The organism is Rhodomicrobium sp. R_RK_3 (genome assembly GCF_002198715.1).
Taxonomy (GTDB): domain Bacteria; phylum Pseudomonadota; class Alphaproteobacteria; order Rhizobiales; family Rhodomicrobiaceae; genus R-RK-3.
The window spans coordinates 40897-59636 of the sequence record NZ_MWLK01000024.1 but is presented as its reverse complement, the minus strand read 5'-3'; the positions used below and the strand labels follow the sequence as shown (position 1 = coordinate 59636).

The 18740-nt window shown below is 66.6% G+C and carries 11 protein-coding genes; 4 read left to right on the top strand and 7 right to left on the bottom strand.

The genetic code is table 11. The features are described from left to right. Positions 1–58: 58 nt before the first annotated feature. The 4 genes from BLEFHOIH_RS14035 to BLEFHOIH_RS14020 are packed head-to-tail and all read right to left on the bottom strand — an operon-like array spanning position 59 to position 9669. Positions 59–2458: a S8 family serine peptidase gene (locus tag BLEFHOIH_RS14035; protein ID WP_088346490.1), complete on the bottom strand. Its 2400-nt coding sequence runs from the start codon at positions 2456–2458 to the stop codon at positions 59–61. Between the two features lie 33 nt (positions 2459–2491). Further along, positions 2492–4732, bottom strand: a complete 2241-nt coding sequence (locus BLEFHOIH_RS14030) for a caspase family protein (RefSeq protein WP_088346489.1) — start codon at positions 4730–4732, stop codon at positions 2492–2494. A gap of 6 nt (positions 4733–4738) precedes the next feature. Next, positions 4739–7615: a S8 family serine peptidase gene (locus tag BLEFHOIH_RS14025; RefSeq protein ID WP_088346487.1), complete on the bottom strand. Its 2877-nt coding sequence runs from the start codon at positions 7613–7615 to the stop codon at positions 4739–4741. A 53-nt stretch (positions 7616–7668) separates the two neighbouring features. After that, positions 7669–9669: a hypothetical protein gene (locus BLEFHOIH_RS14020; RefSeq protein WP_088346485.1), complete on the bottom strand. Its 2001-nt coding sequence runs from the start codon at positions 9667–9669 to the stop codon at positions 7669–7671. A 724-nt stretch (positions 9670–10393) separates the two neighbouring features. Here BLEFHOIH_RS14020 and BLEFHOIH_RS14015 point away from each other — a divergent pair. The 4 genes from BLEFHOIH_RS14015 (at position 10394) to BLEFHOIH_RS14000 (ending at position 16649) form a co-directional block, all read left to right on the top strand. Continuing rightward, positions 10394–11362 (top strand): tripartite tricarboxylate transporter substrate binding protein, encoded by a 969-nt coding sequence (locus BLEFHOIH_RS14015; RefSeq protein WP_088346483.1) that lies wholly within the window; start codon positions 10394–10396, stop codon positions 11360–11362. 289 nt (positions 11363–11651) lie between these two features. Further along, positions 11652–14126, top strand: a complete 2475-nt coding sequence (gene hrpB, locus BLEFHOIH_RS14010; RefSeq protein WP_088346550.1) for an ATP-dependent helicase HrpB — start codon at positions 11652–11654, stop codon at positions 14124–14126. A 94-nt stretch (positions 14127–14220) separates the two neighbouring features. Then, on the top strand, positions 14221–15324 hold the full coding sequence (locus BLEFHOIH_RS14005) for a ring-opening amidohydrolase (RefSeq protein ID WP_088346481.1): 1104 nt from the start codon (positions 14221–14223) through the stop codon (positions 15322–15324). 170 nt (positions 15325–15494) lie between these two features. Further along, positions 15495–16649: a caspase domain-containing protein gene (locus tag BLEFHOIH_RS14000; protein ID WP_088346479.1), complete on the top strand. Its 1155-nt coding sequence runs from the start codon at positions 15495–15497 to the stop codon at positions 16647–16649. Positions 16650–17003: 354 nt separating this feature from the next. Here BLEFHOIH_RS14000 and BLEFHOIH_RS13995 read toward each other — a convergent pair whose 3' ends face one another. From BLEFHOIH_RS13995 to tsaB, 3 genes are all read right to left on the bottom strand, one after another. Next, a complete protein-coding gene (locus tag BLEFHOIH_RS13995; protein WP_088346478.1) occupies positions 17004–17438 on the bottom strand; it encodes a Fur family transcriptional regulator in 435 nt (144 codons plus the stop codon). A 108-nt stretch (positions 17439–17546) separates the two neighbouring features. Continuing rightward, positions 17547–18041 carry a ribosomal protein S18-alanine N-acetyltransferase gene (rimI, locus tag BLEFHOIH_RS13990; protein ID WP_170937159.1) on the bottom strand — a complete coding sequence of 165 codons (495 nt, stop codon included), beginning with the start codon at positions 18039–18041 and terminating at the stop codon, positions 17547–17549. After that, a complete protein-coding gene (gene tsaB, locus BLEFHOIH_RS13985; protein ID WP_088346474.1) occupies positions 18025–18714 on the bottom strand; it encodes a tRNA (adenosine(37)-N6)-threonylcarbamoyltransferase complex dimerization subunit type 1 TsaB in 690 nt (229 codons plus the stop codon). Before tsaB ends, rimI begins: the two co-directional genes overlap by 17 nt. Between the last annotated feature and the right edge of the window lie 26 nt (positions 18715–18740).

Genomic DNA, 18740 nt, shown 5'->3' with positions numbered 1-18740 from the left:
AGGGAGCTTGGCGCGGCCGGCATTCGTGTGCGGGGCGCCCCCGTTCAGCCGACCAAGTCTAGATGGGGTCCAATTCCTGCGCGCTCAGATTGCCTGTCACGACAAGCGCAAAATCCTGGCCCACCCGCAAGAGGTTGCGTGCGAAGACCTGGACGATGTAGTCGCCCGGCGGCGGCTGATCCAGACGCACGATCTGGACATTGTTGTTGGGATCGAACGGCCCGAGCGGGTTTGGCCGGTCGGCATTGCCGATCCATTTCTTGCGCGTCTCCGGATGCTCGACGATTAGAGCCAGAAGGTTCTGCACGCCCCGGCCGGGCGGATCGATCCAGGACAGGCAGACGCGCAATTCCTCGCCCGCCGCGAGCTGGAACCGGTAGCCGAAGCGATCGCCTGTGCGCATGAAGCGCTGCGCCGCGTCCTGCCAGCCATCGACGAAGGCGAGCCGCAGCTTCGGCCGGCCCGGATTGGGGATCGAGCCCGGCATGTGGATGCGGCCGAAGCCTTGATGAACATTGGGAATTTTCGGGTGGTCGGCCAGCGCCGACTCCGATGTCAGCCGAACGGTGCCGTTGATGAGCGTGGCTTTGAGCAACGCCGCGCTGGGCAGGACGCCGCGCTCCTTGACGTAATATTGGCGCACCAAAGCGGCGCAGCCCGAGACCAGCGGCGTCGCCATGCTGGTGCCGCCCATATAGCCGTATTTCGGATTGGAATTGTAGGGGCCCCAATAGCTGCGGTCCGGGGCGATGGCCGAGCGCGTCGACAGCACGTCGGTGCCCGGCGCCACCAGATCGGGCTTGATGCGCCAGTCGTCACAGGGACCACGGCCGCTAAACCCGGCGATCGCCTCCGGGTCGCCGGAGACCGGCTCGGCGGCGATCGGGGGATCGGGAAAGCGGTCTGTCCAGACGCCGCCATAGGACCGGGTGGAAAAGCCGCCCGCCTTCCTGTCGCTGCGGCTCGCCCCTACGGTCAGGGCGTTCTTGGCGGTCGCCGGCGACCCGATGGACAGCCAGTCGACGAAGCCGACGGCGCTGTAGAACCGGTTGCTCGCGACGCCATTATTGCCGGCGGCGATCACCACCAGCATGTCGCGATGCTCCCAGACGAATTCATCCACCTCCACCGAATTGAAGGTGTAGAGCGACTCCGTGTCGGCGCCCCAACTGTTGTTGTGGATGCGGGCGCCATGCTGGTAGGCCTCCTCGAACATGTCGCCGAGATCCGCGGGCAGCCCGGTCAGCCGCCCGCTCGCATCCATGATCGACTGGAACACCAGACGGGCGGCGGGGGCGGTCCCGCGGATCTCTCCCTCCGAGGCCATGCCCTCGCCGAGCGCCGAGCCGGCGACATGCGTGCCGTGGCCGTGAAAGTCGGTGGTGTCGCCCGGCCGGGCGCGGGCGATGAGCTTGACGATGCGCGCCGGCCGGAAATCCGGATGGCTGTCGTCGAGGCCGGAATCGGCGATGGCGATAATCTCGCCTTCGCCGGTCTGCCGCAGCGGCGCGGCCGCCGCCGCATCGGCCGCCGACAAGCCGATAAGCGCCCGCGCGCGGTCGTTGAACAAAGTCGGCTCGACATATTCCTGAATCTCGGCGACCGCGCTCACATAGGCGATGTGATCCACCACCGGGCTGCCGTCGGGGAGCCTCACCCGCAGCTTGCGCCGTGAGACCGAAACGATCTCGGCGCCTTGCTCCACCAGCCACTGGCGCACGCCGTCGATGTGCTCGGCGGTATGCAGGCGGATGTCGTAGAGCTTTCCGCTGTCGGCGGCGAGGCCGCGGTGACCGCTCTCCTCGAACAGGCCCTTGGTGCGGCCCACGGGCCGCTCCCGCCGCAGATAGCCGACGGCCTTTGTGTCGCTGGCGTTGTAATAGCGGCAGCGCTCAACGAAAGGCAGGGCCTTGACCTGCGCGAGCTGTGCATCGGTCAGCAGCGCGGTATAGGCGTTCTGCGGGATGTATTCGAGGAAATCCACGCCGAGCATTGTGCAGGCCTGGCGCCACTCTTCGAGCATCGGCCCTTTCAGAACGATCAGATAGGGATTGCGCGCGTTCGGATCGAGGCTGGGCAGGTCGGGCGGCGGCGGCGCGAAGGATTTGGGCCGCGATGCCGATGGCGTCCGGCGTTGCGGCGGGGGCGGAGGTGGCGGGGCGCGGAAGAGGCTCGTAACCGCCTCCCACCAACCCCGCGTCTGGGCAGGAGGGGGCGGCGGCGGCGGAGGCGGAGGAGGCGCCGCCTCCAGTGCCTCGCGATTGAGGTTGCCGGGCGTTAGCGGCTCGGCCACCTCCGGTTTGACCTCGATGATGATGTGGTCCCGGCGCAGCGCCTCGATGGCGTCATCGGTGAGCTCACCAATGACGAAACTGTGCGAATGGCGCGGATTGTGGATGACCGCGTCGACGGCTTTGCGCTCGTGCTCGTGCAAGGTGTAGGCGATGACCTTTTTCATGATGCTGTCACCCTCTCGCTTCGCCGACAGCGCCTAGTCTTGTGCCCGGGCACCAACCCACGGCAACGCTGAGACTGGCGCAGGTTTTGGCACGGCGGCTTTTGCGTCCAGATAGGTCAGAATCGCACCGATTGCGGCGGCGACGCCGGCCTGCCAAGGGATGAAAAGCAAATATGGGTTAGCGGCCGGATCCTTAAGCATAGCCCACGGCATTGCGAGCAAAGCTCCGACCATCGCCGTAAAAAATACAAGAATAAGCACGTCGATGGTACTGTAAAACGCAAATATTGCAAGACCCACCATAGCGGCGCCGACAAATCCACACAACGCCGACGAAAGAATACTGATCTGAATGTCATCGCCGGCGGATACAGCTAAATTAATGCCGAGGCCATATGCGATATGCCATCCCACCGGTGTCGCAACCAAGAGGGAAAGTATTATCTTTTTGTCTACGTAGAAAAAGGCGACAATGCAGGATAAGCCGATAAATAAGACCAAAGGCGGCCACTCACTGGCATCTTTGTTGACGCCAATGACGGTAAACATTCGCTTATAGAAGCTGGGAGCGCCATCCGGCCAAGTAACGGCAAACGCAGACATCACTCCGCACAGCGCACCAATAGCGCCAAATACGGCTAGGCGCCTGGAAAGCATTTTTCTCCAAGGAAATTCCGCCCAGTCGGTTGCGCGAAAGTCTAACCCCGGCGACGGCTTCTGCGATAATTCATAGGCGATAGCCAATCCAACTCCGGCAAATGCCACGATGCGCGCGATATAGGTTACCAAAATTCCACTTGCAATTGAGTAAGCGACACCTGCTAGGCAAAGAACGAAAGCGTTCGTCCACGCCCTCGGCGAAGAAAACAAATCAAAACAGAGAGCAGCGCTAGCCCAAATCAATACTGATAATGTAGCAATGGTCAAAATAGCATTCCACAGCGAGCCTTGTAGCGATTTGTCTTTGGCGTCAACGCGCCGCTGTTCCTCTGCCTTAGCCTCCTGCAACGATGCATTTAGGTCGAATAGCGCTTTGTCATTCGGATTGATCTGTTGAAAGGCTTCAGGGTTAGCGGCGTCTTTGCCCTTTGCGAAGTAGTTGACTTTGGCCCCCGCCAATTCGAGAGTACTTATCTGTTTTTCTATTTCAGAAATTTTTGTCCGTGATTCGTTAATGCGGTCATATAGAAGTTGATAGTCTTTTTCGAAGAAGTGCTCGACGAGCGGGTCTGAAATCATCGGCTTGGTATGGACCACGATAACCAGCGACAGCAGGGCGAAGATCGCAATCATGGGGTAGAACGGGTTGGCCCCAGAAGAGAAACGGCTACGCTGCCTCGCCGCAAACCAAGTTGCCAAGCCCAGCAGCGTCGCGAAGGCGAGCGCCCCGTAATCTGAGCTAGTCATCGTCTTGGTCGCGGCGGCGAGCAAACTCGCGACAATGCCCAGCCCTGTGAAGATCACCGCCGGCCGATAGCTGCGACCCCGGAAAAAGAAGCGGCTCCGGAAGGACGAGTTGGCCCAGACCGTCTGCGCGGCCGCGTCCTTGAGGCTCTCCACATAGAGGCTGGCCCGCATCATCAGATCGTTGATTTCAAGACCCCGCGTCGTGATGTGGCCCGCGATGCCCTCGGTGAAGGGGCTGAGCCCATCTCCAGCATAAGCCACGCTTCCCGGCGCCGTGGCGAAGGCGATGTAATTGTCGGCCCCCCACATGGTGGCCCGGTCCTGGGCGAGGTCGGAGGCGACGTTCAGAGCGCGCTTTTCCGTCGCCGCCTGCACCATGCTCTTGCTGCGCGCGATGGCATCGCCGAAGCTGCGGGAGACGGGCTCGTTGCGGCAGGCGTCGAAGATGACGATGCATTTCTTCGCCTTCTTCGACATCCGGGCCATGAGGTCCGGCAGCGAGGGGAACTGCCGCAGATCATCGGCGTCCCGCAGCGCGCCGTCGGTGGGAACCAGATAGTTCTCCCCGCCCACCTGCACGCCATGTCCCGAATAATAAAGCAGCGCGACATCCGCGCCGTCGAGGCTGGCGACGAAGGCGTCGAAGGTCTGCTGCATCCCCGCCGCCGGCAGATCGAGGCCGATGCTCACGCCGAAGGAGCATTTTTCCAACGCCGCCATCATGATTGCGGCGTCCTGCACAGGGCTGGCGAGGGTCGCCGCCGTGTTATAGGCGCCGTTGCCGATGACGAGCGCGACCCGCTTCTCGAACGGCTCGCCGCGCAGCCAGGCATTCGCCCGTCTCAGCATCGCATAGGCCCATTCCATCCGTGCTCACTCCACAGGAACCCCGATCGCGCGCAATGCGTCCGCCACCTTGGTGATGGCGATGGCGTAATTGGCGTCGAGCGTCCAGCCGCCGAAATGCAAACCGAATATTTGCGCGCGCTCCTCTTCCCAGGCCGCCAGCAGGGCGCCGGAAGTGCCGCCGAAAGTGGTCGGATCGTGGCCGAAGACCGAGCGCGCGGTATCGCTTTCGTGGAAACCCAGCGGCTCGGAGAACTTGCCGGGGGCGACGCGCTTGAAGCCGAAACGGTTGCCGAACAAGGTGTTGGTCACGAACGCCCAATCGACCTCCGCATCCTGCTTGAACTGGCCCGGCCGGGCGGGGCCTGGAAAGCCGACGACGATCAGCGAGCTTAGTTTGCCTGCGGCGAAGTCCGGGTTGGAATCGAGGACGGCGCTTTGCTCCGGCAGGCCGTTGTGGGCGCCGGGGAGCGGCTCGAGCCGCAGCACGGCGGCATCCAGGTTTCGCATCCCCCGGCCGAAACCTTGCGGCAGGATGACCTCGACCACCCGGAAGCGGTTCTGCTCCTCCCGGTCGGCCTCGCCGCCGAAATCGACCTCAAGCCCCGAGGGAACGCGCAGCCGGTTGCCGTTCTGGATCATCGGAACCGACCAGGCGGATCTTGCATCGTCGACGACATGGTAATTCGTCAGCGCCAGCCCTTTGGCGCTGTCCACCATGGTTGCGGTGCCGATAAATTTCGAGGCATGGCCGCGTGTCGGCTGAACGCGGCCGACGGTCCGCGCCAAGGCCTGCACCTTCTTGTTGTGCGCGGCCATTTCATCGGCCCACATGCCCAGGAAAGGGTGATCTTCCGGCGGCAGGCCATCGGCGAGCAGGAAGCTCGGCCGCGTGCCATCGGCGATGATGACGGCTTCCAGGGAGGCCGCTTCGTCCGGCGTCACGCGCGGAGTCCGGTCGCGCCCGAGATCGGCGAGTTTTTTTACCGCGTTGCCGCCATGCTCGAACAGCGTTTGCAGCGCCAGGCCGAAAGCCACCGGGTCGCCTTTTTCGCTGGCGGGCATCCGGCGGGCCACGTCGAAGACCCGCTGCAGGACATCGTCCGGATGCGGCATGTCCTCGCCGGGCGGCAGAGTGCTCTCCAGCGTGAGGGCGCGGGCGGCTTGCGAGCCCGCTCCCGCCAGGTCCTTCTCGGCGAGCTGGCGCGCGATGATCTGAGTGCGAAGCTGCTCCAGCCGGCGGCTGTCCGGGCCTTGCACCCGATCATCGCCTTGCGTCCGCGGCGGTGTCGGGAACTCGCGCGGCGGCAGGGTTTGCCTGTCGGCCTCCTTCAGCGCCGCGAGAACCGGCTCCGGCACGCCGGCCAGCGCCGATGGCAGCTCTGCCGCTTCCAGCCCCTCCGCGGCCGGCCGGGCACGGCGCCCGCCGAGCACGGCAAGGCTGGTCTCGGCACCATATTTCATCCAGTCGATCTGCGCCGCCGCCGCTGGCTCGCCGAAGGTTTCCAGCGCGAATTCGCGGAGCGAGGCGTCTTCCGTGCGGCCGGCATAGGCCGCCGAAGGTGTTTCCGTCTCCCGGCCGGCATCGAGATCGGCCTCGAGCAGCGCCCTGGCGTCGACGATGCCCGCGCCCATGTTGAAGACGTCCCAGCCCGGCCCCGGCCTGCGTGCGCTCGCCTTGATGAGGCGCCGGAACATCGACTGCAAGGTCTCCCCGCGCCGCCGTGCCTGCGCCGCCAGCGACGAGCGTCCGTGATGGGCGAGCCAGCACGCCGCCACGCCAGCGGTCAGCGCCACGGCGAAGCTGGTGCCCTCGCCCTGGCCGGAGGCGGCGGTGCCGGCCTTGGCGCGCCACACGTTCTGGGCAGGCGCCGAGACGGTCACCGACGCGCCCCTGCACGACCCGATCCAGACCGTGTCGTCGATGGTGGAACCGCCGACGGCGATACAGTCGTCGAAGCGCGCCGGCCAGACCACCAGCCGCACGCAATTGCCCGCCGCCGCCAGCACCAGCACATCGGCGGCGACCGCCCGCGCGAGAGCCCGGTACAGGGCGTAGGACCAGATGCCGCCAAGCGACATGGATATGACATGGGCGCCCATCTCCACGGCGCGGTCGATCCCGGCCGCCACGTTGGTCTGCGACAGCCGCACGACGCTCTCGATGGCGCGAATGGGGAGGTGCCTCGCCTTCGGCGCGGTGCCGACCACCTCGATGCTTTCCGGGCTGATGATGACGCTGCCGGTTGCCGTGCCGTGACCGCGTGACCCGTTCTTCATGGGGTCGGTGGCGTCCTCCCGGCTCGCTCCGTCGCCGAGGATATTCCAGGAGCCGGCGCGGGCGGCGTCGGCGAGTTCGGGATGATCGGTGACGCCGGTATCGATCTGGGCGATGACGATGCCCTCGCCCTGGGCGGGACGGCGCATGTCCCGCGACAGCGCCCAGGCCTCCCGGACATGCATCCGGTCGAGGGCCCAGCTCTTGTTTTTCTCGACCTTTTTCTCCTCGCCGGCCCAGCAGCCGGGGAAGTCATCGACGGACTCCAGTTCCGGGCCGTCCCCCGGACGCTCGATCGGCACGACATTATGCACGATGTCCGGCTCGACGGGTGACAGCCCCAGCTCGCCTTCCAGCGCATGTCCGGCGGTGTAGGCAGGCGGGGCCGCGACGAAGCTGCGCCCCGGCAGCGTCAACACGAGATCGCGGGGCGCCGAGGCCGAGATCTGTTCGACGACGGGCGTGAGGGCCCCAAGCCGCGCCGTCACCTCGTCGGCGACGTCCCTGGGATCGCGGCTCTCGGGAACCGGGATGAAGTAACGGGCGACGGGCGCATCATCGCCCGGCATCAGCGGGACTGTCGCGGCCTCGATGGCGGCAAGCGCCGTGAGCATGGGTGCGGGCATGTGAACGTCTCCATCCCAAGAAATGTCGTTATCGCCGTCGCTCTCCGGGACGGTCAGGCCAGCGCGTAGATATTGAAGCCGAGCAGCTCGTCCATTGCCGGCGAATAGATGCCGTCGGCCCAGCCGAGCTTGGCTGTCTGCTTTTTGATCAGTGCCTGCCGCGTGACGGGGCCGAGGCGTTGCGTGGCGTCGGGCGCCAGCCCCAGCGCCGATTGCAGAGCGGCGACGCGCGGGCCTTGCGAGCCATGTCGCAGGCGCAGGAGGCTGGCCGTGGCGTGCTCCCCATCGCGCACCGAGGCGGCGATCGCCGCGTCGAGACCGGTGAACAGCAGCAGCGAATATTGATTGCCGTTGGAATTGGCGGTGATGCCGGCCGCCGCGCGGAAATCCTTCCAAATGCCGCTATGCTGGCCGCCCTGGAAGAAGCCGGGGAGCGTGAGACAGCCGGCAGATGAAAATCCGCTGCTCTTCTGGCCGGGGTGGATATTGTCGGCGGGGATTGCGATAGGCTGGGCGTCGAAGCGGTCGTAGATCACATCGCCCAGCGAGCGCAGCACGACGACCTTGGAGGCCCCGGTCGCGGTGGGGCTGAGCCGGAGGACGGTGGGAATTTCGTTGGGCTTGCCCGGATGGTGCGTGCCGACGGTGTAAGTATAGCAGCCGGTGGGCAGGATGTTGCCCATCAGCTTGTCCATGGCGACGCCCGCCTGAGCCTGGCGAAAGCATTTGAAGACGAAATCGGCGTTGGGCACGGTCGAGGCCTGATAGGCCCAGAGCAGCTTGGCGGTGCGGTCGTAGACGCCGATGATGCAGCGGAAGTTGCGGTGATCGGGACGCTGGTCGGTAATCACCACGGAGGCCACGCTCTCGCGCTTGGCCTGCCCGCCGAGCGAGGCGCCGCGCAGGGCGAACAGCACCTTGCCGGGCCGCACCTCGTATTCATTGGCGGCAATCAGGGCCTCCAGGTCCGCCGGGACAAGTTCGAAGCTCCTGCCCGCAAGGGAGGTGTCGAGATGCCGGTAGTCCGGCTGCTCGTCGTCTTTCGGGTTCCAGTGGACCGACGCGGCCGTGAGCCCAGCGCTTTCCAGGCCCTCCGCCTCGAAATCCGCCGCCTCCTGGGCGTCGTCGGCGGCGTCGGTCTGCTCCAATTCGGTGCCTTCGGGCTCCTCCGATAGCAGGCCGGGGGCGGCTTCCAGCACCGCCGGCGCTTCGCTTACCTGCAAGGAGGCCACCGATTGCGCGAGCCCCGCTTCGTCGAGGCCGGCCTCGAACAGTTTCGCCTCGCCCCGGCGGCGCTCGGCGAGGCTCGACCGCTCGCCCCAGATGCGCTGCATGTCGCGCAGCAATTGCGGGATGCGGGCGAAATCGGCACTGGTGCCCGATTTCATGGCGGCATGGATGGCGCGCATCTCCGCATAGCGCTCGCCCGGCGTCTGGAAGGGCACTCCGCGATTGAAGGTGAGGCTGAGCAGCGCCGCGCGCGAATGCGGATGCAATTTGTCGACATTGTCCAGCGCGCCGAAGAGCTGCCGGAGGATCTTGGGATATTTCGAATTGTCGAACTGCTCGATGGCCATGTTCCAGGGAACGACGATGTCGGACAGGCTGCGGACAAACGCTCTCGCGCGGGCGACCTTGGCCTCCCGGTTCGGGGCGACCGTCTTCAATCCCAGGGTCGCGGTCAGGCGCCCGAAATCGGCGGCGCCGAGCCGGGTGCCCCATTGCTCGCGGAACTCGGCCAGGGTGTGGTAGCCGAGGTCGAACCCGCAGCCGATGGTGATGCCGGAGGCGAATTTCGGCCAGATCGGCCGCCCCTTGATCACCCCTTCGTAATATTCCTTACCGCCCGTTTCCCAGCGTACGATGAACTCGTAGCCGGAGGCCGATATCGAGGCGCGCCAATCCGCCGGAAAGGGCGTGGATTCCAGACTTGGCCCCTCGGCGGCGGCGTCACGGGGTTCCACCATGTCCTCACGGAAACCCGCCGCCTCAGTGACCATTTCGTCGGTGACGCCACGCAGGAGTTCCGTGGCCAGGGGAGAAAGTTCGTCCATTGGAAGACTCCACCGCAACAAGTACAAAAAATTACTGTTCTGCAACTGCGATGTTCTGAGAGTATGCTATTCAATAAGAGCCTTTGCTCAGCAATGAATAATCTATGCCGCCAAGCTTGCGCGTGAAGACTTAACCGGGCCGCGATGACGCCCGCACATTTAGATGCCGTTGGTTCGTATCTGGAGACAGCACCCCCGTAGGCTCGGCTCGGACGCGATGCGAAATGCCACCAGCGAGACGGATCGCCCTACGGCTCCGCCTGACGATCAAGACCTGATAGGTGTGGGTGCGCGATCAGGATTGCTGCGATGAATTTTGCAGCAGCTAAGACGGATGCTTTCACCGCAAAGCCTCAAAGGTAAAAAATATCTAATAGATCAATCGATATGGGTAAATTTATCGGACGCTAGTCCATTTGTCTAGTGCATACTGAATTATAATTATGTCGAACCTTCGCCTTCCGGCGAGTGTGCGTGCCGCTTCTATGCAACCCCATGGAGCGGCGTCCGACGACTAGCGCCCTGCTGCCCCCTTTTTGGCTGGAGCGCGAGGCGCCGCCGCCGCGCCTGCTTGGACCGCTGGACGGTCATTGCCTTGCAAAGCGCGAGAGGCGGCCTGACAATGCCAAGACCCGCAACAGACATGAAGGACAGTATTTCCGTATCGCAGCGCAGCAAAATCCGCCCCGTTCAAGAGGGCGCAACATTTAGAGGAAACGCCTGCATGAAAAAACTCTCTGTGCTCCTCGTCGCCGGGCTGCTGGCCGCGGCGGCGCCGGCCCTCGCCCAGGACAAGGCCTGGCCCAAACATTCGGTCACGGTCGTCGTGCCGTTTGCCGCGGGCGGCACCACTGACTTGTTCGGCCGCATCTTCACCTCCGACATGCAAGCCAAATACGGCGTGCCCTTCATCGTGGAGAACAAGCCCGGCGCCGGCGGAACGATCGGCACCACGGCGGCGGCCAGAGGCGATAAGGACGGCCATCTGCTGCTCGTCGGCACCGCCAGCACGCATGGCATCGCGCCTTACGTGTACAAGTCCTTGGGCTACGACGCCGAGAAGGACTTTCAGCCCATCAGCCTCTTCGCCAAGGTGCCGAACCTGCTGGTGGTCTCGAACAAGCTGCCCGCCAAGAATGTCCAGGAATTGGTCGAGCACGCCAAGGCCAATCCGGGCAAGCTGACCTTCGGCACCGCCGGTATCGGCAGCAGCCAGCATCTGGCAGCCGAACTTTTCCAGGCGATGGCGGGCGTCAAGCTCAACCACGTGCCCTATAAAGCCTCCAACGAGGTGATGGCCGCGATCATCGGCGGCGAGATCGACCTTGCCTTCGACAACATCACCTTCGCGCTTCCGCAGGCGAAGGCCGGCACCGTGCGCGCGCTCGGCGTCACCGGCCCCGACAAGAGCGCCGCCGCCCCCGAAATCCCGACCATCGCCGAGACGCTGCGGGGATTCGACGCCCAGACCTGGCACGGCCTGTTCGCGCCCACAGGCACGCCGAAACCGGTCATCGACCAGATCTCGGTGGACGTGAAGCGCATCATCGAACAGCCCTCCGTCACGGCGAAGCTGAAGGAGATCGGCGCCGAACCCGCGCCGATGACGCCGGAGGTGTTCGCGGCCTTCGCGTCCGGCGAGCGCGCGCGGTTCCGGGAGATCGTCGCGAAATCCGGCATCGCCCCGCAATGAGCAAGCGGCGCGGCGGCTGGACGAGCGTATCCCGGCCGCCGCGCGTCGCTAGAGGGCGATCATTTCAAATGGAAATGCCGCATCCACTTTTTGTCATTCCCGCGCAGGCGGGAATCCAACATCCTTGAGGCGCCCGCCGTGGACGCGGCTGGATACCCGCCTGAGCGGGAGTGACAGCACAACGGGTCGCGCCGATCGATTCCGATTCAACCGGTCCCGCCCCCGCCCTCCGCGATGACCGGTGCAGATTGCGCTTGCGGTCGGCAGTCCGCCGCCGGATACAACCGGCATGGATTTTGCCGCAACGCTGCCGATCGACGCCGTGCTGGACGCGTTGCGCGCCGCCCTGGCCGAGCGCGCCTCCGCCGTCCTGGTCGCGCCGCCCGGCGCCGGCAAGACGACGCGCGTCCCCCTCGCCTTGCTGGACGAAAGCTGGCTCGGGGGCCGAAAAATCCTGGTGCTGGAGCCGCGCCGCATCGCCGCGCGGGCCGCCGCCGAGCGGATGGCGCAGACCCTGTCGGAGGCGGTCGGAGAGCGGGTCGGGCTGCGCGCGCGGATGGTGTCGAAAACCGGGCCGAAGACGCGCATCGAGGTCGTCACCGAGGGGGTCTTCACCAGGCTGATCCTCGACGATCCCGAACTGTCCGGCATCGGCGCGGTGCTGTTCGACGAATTTCACGAGCGCTCGCTGGACGCCGATCTCGGCCTTGCCCTGGCGCTCGACTGCCAGCGCGGCTTGCGCGAGGATCTGCGCATCCTGCCGATGTCGGCGACGCTGGATGGCGCGCGGGTGGCGCGGCTGCTGGGCGATGCTCCGGTCATCGCCAGCGAGGGCCGCGCCTTTCCGGTCGAGACGCATTATCTCGGCCGCGATGCCGGCGCTCGCATCGAGGACCAGATGGCGGAGGCGGTGATGCGGGCCTTGCGCGCGCAATCCGGCTCGATCCTGGCGTTTTTGCCCGGACAAGCCGAGATCCGGCGCGTCGAGGAGCGGCTGAAAGAGCGTATCAGCGACGAGTCGATCCTGCTTGCCCCGCTCTTCGGCGCGATGGACATGAAGGCGCAGGACCTCGCGCTCGCGCCGGCGCCCCCCGGCCTGCGCAAGGTGGTGCTAGCGACCTCGATCGCGGAGACGTCGATCACCATCGAGGGCGTGCGTGTCGTCATCGACAGCGGCCTCGCCCGGGTTCCGCGTTACGAGCTCGATGTCGGGGTGACGCGGCTGGAGACCGTGCGCGCCTCGCGGGCCGCGGCCGATCAGCGCCGGGGCCGCGCCGGCCGGACCGAACCGGGCATATGCTTCCGCCTATGGGACGAGGCGCAGACGCAGAGCCTGCCTGCCTTCGCCGAGCCCGAAATCCGCTCCGCCGATCTGGCGAGCCTGCTGCTCGACTGCGCCGAATGGGGAACGCCCGACCCGCTCGCGCTGTCCTGGATCGATCCGCCGCCGGCCGCCGCGATCGACGCCGCGCGCAAGGAGCTGGCGGAGCTGGAAGCGCTGGACGCGGACGGCCGCATCACAGCGGCGGGCAAGCGGCTGCGGTCGCTGCCCCTGCCGCCCCGGCTCGCCCGGATGGTGATTGCCGCCGCCGATCGCGGGCAGGCCGAGGCGGCAGCCGAGATCGCCGCCGTCATCGTGGAACGGGGGCTCGGCGGCAATGATGCCGATCTCGCACAGCGGCTGGAAGCGTTCCGCCGCGACCGCTCGCGCCGCGCCGGCGACATGCGGCGGCTGGCGTCCGGCTGGGCCCGGACGGCGCGCGCGGGCCGTCCGGCGCAAAGCCCGCCCGAGGACCTATCGCTGCCGCGGCTGCTGGCGCTCGCCTTCCCCGAACGCATCGGCAAGGCGCGCGGCACGCCCGGCCAGTTCCTTCTCGCCAACGGCCGGGGCGCAAATCTCGATGCGGCCCATCCCCTGGCGCGCGCGCCCTTCCTGGTCGCCGCCGAACTGTCGGGATCGGCGGCGGCGACGCGCATCCTGCTGGCGGCCGCCGCCGACGAGGCGGATGTGCTCGGCGCGGCCGGCCATCGTTTGCGCGAGAGCGATGAGATCGAATTCGATGCCGGCGCTGCCGCGCTGCGGTCGCGCCGCGTCCGCCGGCTGGGCGCCATTCTGCTCGCGAACGAGCCCCGGCCGGTGCTGCCCGGCGAGGACACCGCCCGTCTGCTGGCGGAGGGCGTGGCCCGGCTCGGAATAAGCCGCCTGCCCTGGAGCAAGGCGCAGTCCCAGCTCCGCGACAGGGTTGGCTTCCTGCGCGCCGCCAGCGGCGGCGAATGGCCCGATCTGAGTGATGCAGCGCTCACCAGGACCGCCGCCGAATGGCTCGCTCCGTTCCTCGGGCGCAAGACCAAGCTCTCCGAAATCGGCCCCGACGACCTCGGCGCTGCGCTCGATGCGCTGCTGCCCTGGCACCTGAAGCGCCGCCTTGACGAGGAGGCTCCCACGCATTTCGAAGCGCCCACCGGCAACCGCCACGCCATCGACTATGAGACGGCGGGCGCGCCCGCCTTGCACATCCGCGTGCAGGAGCTGTTCGGGCTGACCGTGCATCCCGCCATTGCGGGCGGCAGCTTGCCGCTCACGCTGCATCTGCTCTCGCCGGCGCGGCGGCCGATCCAGATCACACGCGATCTTCCCGGCTTCTGGAAGGGGTCATGGGGGGCGGTCAAGGCCGAGATGAAGGGGCGCTACCCGCGCCACCCTTGGCCGGACGATCCCGCCTCCGCCCCGCCGACGGCGCGGGCCAAGCCGCGCGGCACCTGACGGCTGCGACGCCGCGCCGGATGCGCTCGCATCGGCGGATATGAGAGCATGGCTCCAGCCGGATCTCCTCGGCCGCAAACGCTTCGGGTGACCCATGCCCCACCAGGCCCGCATTCACCGCATCCCGGCCGCCGGGCCCGGCGATACCGCCGGCATCGAAGCCGCCATCGCCGCCGGCAAGCTCGACCCGGCCGGTATTGTCGGCATTTTCGGCAAGACCGAGGGCAATGGCCTCGTCAACGATTTCAGCCGGGGCTATGCCGCGCAGTCGCTGCGGCTGCTGCTCGGGCGCCATTTGCCGGAGGCGGCGGCGGATGCCGTTTGCCTTGTCATGTCCGGCGGCACCGAGGGCGCGATGGCGCCGCATTGGACGGTATTCGAGCGGATCGAGGCGGACGGGTCCGGCGGTCCCGCGCTGGCCATCGGGCGCGCCCACACCGCCGCCTTGCCACCGGAAGATCTGGGCCGGGTCGGCCAGATGCGCATGGTCGCCGATGGCGTGGCGCGGGCGCTGGCCGATGCCGGGATCGAGGACGCGGCGGATGTGCATTTCGTGCAGGTCAAATGCCCGCTCCTGACCGCGCCGCGCATCGCCGAGGCGCAAAGCCGGGGGGCGGCCGTCGCCACGCAGGACACGCTGAAATCGATGGGGTTTTCCCGCGCGGCCAGCGCGCTCGGTGTCGGCGTGGCGCTCGGCGAGATCGATCCCAGGGCCGTCTCGGACAGCGATATCGGCGCCAACCGCGCGCTTTGGTCCGGCCGGGCGAGCTGTTCGGCGGGCATCGAGCTTCTCGGCCATGAGATCATCGTCCTCGGCATGTCCGCGCGCTGGACCGGGCCGCTCGCCATCGACCACGCCGTCATGCGCGACGCCATCGATATCGAGCCGGTCAGGGCCGCGCTCGCGCGCCTGGGGCTGGCGGCAAGCGGGCAGCTCGATGCGGCGCGGCGGCCACGCGTGGTGGCGGTGCTCGCCAAGGCCGAAGCGAGCGCCGACGGGCGGCTGCGCGGCTTCCGCCATACCATGCTCGACGATTCCGACATCGCTTCGACCCGCCATGCCCGCGCCTTCGTCTGCGGCGCGCTGGCGGGGCTGATCGGCCATGCCGAGCTTTACGTATCGGGCGGCGCGGAGCATCAGGGGCCCGATGGCGGCGGCCCTGTCGCGCTGATCGTCGCCCGCGAAGCCGCCTCGTGACGACCGAGAGAGCCAATAGGGGCAGGCATACCGGCTGAACAGTTTCACGGTTTTGAATGCAATCGCGCGCCGCCGACGGAATTTACGCGTCCGGGCGGATGATGTAAGCTTTCCGCATCCGCTATTCTTGGTTTCTTTGATTTTATAAATGCTCAGTTTCGAGTGAATTCATGCCGATCCGTTTATTCAAAGCCGTGGCCATCGGCTTGCTGGTGCTCATCACGCAAATTCCCGCAATGGCCGCAGAAAATGCCCGGATTGCCCTGGTTGTCGGCAATTCCAACTACCGGCATACGGCACCGCTCATCAATCCACGCCATGACGCCGAGGATTTCGCCGCCGAAATGCGGCGGTTCGGCTTCCAGGTGCTCGAGGGCCATGACCTGACCAAGGCGGAGATGGACAAGCTTCTGCACCAGTTCGCGGAAGCCTTGCCGGGGTCGGCGGTGGCGGTGTTCTTCTATGCGGGCCATGGATTGCAGGTCAACGGCCAGAACTACATCGTGCCGGTCGATGCGGTGCTGCGCACGGCGGCCTCGCTCGATTTCGAGATGACGCGGCTCGACCACGTGCAGCGCGCCATGGAGAGTGAGACCTTCACCAACGTGCTCTTCCTCGATGCCTGCCGCAACAATCCGCTGGCGCGAAACCTCACCGAGTCGATGGGAACACGCGGGGTGGCGGTCGGACGGGGCCTCGCGCCGACCGAAGGCGGCGTCGGCACGCTGATCAGCTATTCCACGCAGCCCGGCAATGTGGCGCTCGACGGCGAGGGGCGGAATTCTCCCTTCACCGCCGCGCTCAAGAAGCATTTGGGGACGCCGGGCGCCGATTTGTCGACCATCCTCATCAATGTCCGCAATGACGTGATCGGCGCGACCAAAGGGCAGCAGGTTCCCTGGGAGCATTCCGCTCTGCGCTCCCGGCTGTTCTTCTCGGGCGACCAGCCGGGGCCGGAGCGGCCGGCGGCGATCACCCAGCCCGTCTCGGTCGAGCCGGACGCCGGGCCGGCCAAAAAGGCGGCGGCGCCGGCGAAGGGGGGCTCCGGATTGGACGGCCGCTGGTCGGTGGACCGCTCCGGCCCCAATTGCCGCACGCCGCCGGGCTCGTTCTGGGTGGACATCTCCGGCGGCCGCGTCCGGGGCTCGAACGACACCGAGGGCCGCGTCGGTCCGGGCGGCGAGATCACCTTCAAGCGCCGGTCGAACCGCAGCGGCAAGGTCCATGAATTCAAGGGCAGACTGACGGGGCGCGCCGGGTCGGGCACATTCCGCGCGCTCGGCGGAAATTGCAGCGGCACGTTCCGGATCGCGAAGTCGAACTGATGTGGGAATGAAGGGAGCGGGATCGGCTTGGCTGGGGCCGACGCGCGGCCACCCCAATCGCCGGACGAATTGCCTCTCCCATGAGTAGACGGCTGGCTGCAGCCGTCCGGACGCTGAGACACGCCCGCTGGCTTAGCCCCCTTTCAGCTTCCAAATCGGCAAGGCAACGCCCAGCCCGTCGTCCCGGACGCCGCGCAGCGGCGAGCCGGGACCCAATCATCTATCCGCGAATGCTGCGGCAAGAGGAAAGGCGAGTAGGCCCCGGCTCTTCGGCCGGGGCGACGGTGTTTTGGAATGCTGAGGGTAGGTAGCTTCCCATTTTTGCGCGAATGACACCCGTTCTGGCTGGCCGCTTCAGCGCTTCCTGACCGGCCGGCCGTAAAGCTCCAGCTTGTGGCCGACGAGCTCATATCCCAGCTCGCGGGCGACGCGTTCCTGCAGCTTCTCGATCTCTTCGTTCTTGAACTCGATCACGATGCCGGTCTCGGTGTCGATCAGGTGGTCGTGGTGCTCGCTTTTGACGCCTTCATAGCGGGCGCGGCCGCTATCGCCGAAATCGTGGCGGTCGATGATGCCGGCATTCTCGAGAAGGCGCACCGTGCGGTAGACGGTGGAGAGCGAGATGCGGCTGTCGACCTGATTGGCGCGGCGGTAGACTTCCTCGACATCGGGGTGATCGGTGGCGGCCGAGAGCACGCGGGCGATGACGCTGCGCTGCAGGGTCATGCGCATGCCTTTCTCGGCGCAGAGCGCCTCGATTTTAGAAAGCGAATCTTTGAGCTTCGCCATGGCAGCCGTTGACATCGTGCTTCGGTTTGGGGCGACGATAGGTTGCTTCACCGCCCATGTCCAGGCGAGCCCGTCCGCAGGCGGCATTTTCTGCGCGAAACTCGCCGGCTAGGAGCCGCGCGCGGCGCGCATCGGTCCGGGAAGCGACAGCCGCATGACGATGGCGTCTTCCGCGCCTCGATCCGTTCGATAATAGCCGGTCCGGCGGCCGGCCTCAATAAACCCATGCCGCGTGTAAAGCGCGCGGGCGGGCTCGTTGCGCACGCCGACTTCGAGGAACAGCGTTTCGACGCCTTGCGCCGCCGCGTCCTCGATCAGGCGCGTTAGCATGGCGGAGGCGAAGCGGCGGCCGCGAAGCTCCTTGTCGATGCAGAGCGTGAGGATTTCCGCCTCCGGCTCGATGACGCTCAGCACGACGAAGCCGATCAGGCGCTCGCCCAGCCATGCGGTGACGCCGGGATAGGCGGCGAGGGCGGCGAATCGGTGGAAATCGGCGGCGGTCCAGGAGACGGCGAAGCAGCGCGAATGCAGCTCGGCGACGGCCACGGCCTGTTCGGGGGTGAATTGGAGCAGCGCCGCGCCGCTTTCATCCGGCGCGGGCAAGGCTTTTATCCGTTTGCGGCTTGGCGTCGGCGGGACGGAGATAGAGCGGCGCGGGCGGGCGCGCATCCGGCTCGCGAGCCGAGGCGATGAGGGCGAGATCGCCAGCTTCGGGCAGGAGAACGGGGAAAAGGGCGCGGATTTCGCGGCCGCGGCGTCCGGCTTCCTCGGCGATGGCCGCCGCGCCGCTGCCCGCGATCAGGGCGACGCTTGCGGGGATCGATGCCGCCGCCTGCGCCAGATCCATGATCTGCGGCTCGCTCAGCGGCGCGCCATCTCCGGCGAAATGCTGGACATAGAACTCGCCGCGCTTGGCATCGTGCGCGATGGCGAAACCGCCTTCCTCATTGCCGAGCCTGCGGAGGCAGCCTCGCGCCATCACTTCGAGGCTGTTCACCCCGATCACCGGCAATCCCGCCGCGACCGCCAGTCCCCGCGCCGCCGCGACGCCCGCGCGCACGCCGGTGAAGCTGCCCGGCCCCACCGTCACCGCAATCCGGGTCAGGTCGGCGAAGCGGCATCCGGCCTCGGCCATGACGGCCTCGATCATCGGGAAAATCGCCTCGGCATGGCCGCGCTCCATGGGCTCGAAACGCTGCACGGGCCCCGCCGCGCCCGCCCTGAGAAGGGCGGCGGAGCAGGCCGTCATGCTGGTGTCGATCGCCAATAGGGTCATGCTGGATGCCGGGAGGGTTTGGGAGT